Origin of the sequence: Yersinia pekkanenii, from assembly GCF_001152565.1 — a bacterium.
Taxonomy (GTDB): Bacteria; Pseudomonadota; Gammaproteobacteria; order Enterobacterales; family Enterobacteriaceae; genus Yersinia; species Yersinia pekkanenii.
In genome coordinates this window covers 1-433 of the sequence record NZ_CQAZ01000224.1, presented here as the reverse complement: position 1 = coordinate 433, position 433 = coordinate 1, and the positions used below count along the sequence as shown (strand labels likewise).

Genomic DNA, 433 nt, shown 5'->3' with positions numbered 1-433 from the left:
CACAGAGATCCTCCCGCTGGAGATGCTTCAGGTGCTGCGCCTGATAGAAAAGCGCGGCGCTCTGGAGAAAATGCGTAAGGTGAGGCAATTCTGTAATCAGATTTTCCGTTACGCTATTGCCACTGGCCGGGCAACGGTGAACCCTGTGGCAGAACTGGCCGGAGCCTTGAGTCCCCCCAAAACAGAGCACTTCCCTCATCTGATCGCCAAAGAGCTTCCTGAGTTCCTTCAGAAGTTGGCTGAATATCACGGTAGTCCCCTCACCCGCCTCGCAACTCGACTACTTTTGTTGACCGGTGTTCGCACTATCGAATTGCGTGCAGCAGAATGGCAAGAGTTTGATTTCGACAACGCTCTGTGGACAGTACCGGAAAGTCGTATGAAAATGCGGCGTAAACATGTCGTTCCCCTGACCCGACAAGTCACGGCCATC

At 53.6% G+C, this 433-nt stretch carries 1 protein-coding gene; it reads left to right on the top strand.

Annotation, left to right across the window (positions count from 1 at the left end):
* Positions 1-433: tyrosine-type recombinase/integrase (locus AEP37_RS24075; RefSeq protein ID WP_049615703.1), on the top strand; the 433-nt coding region annotated here is incomplete at both ends.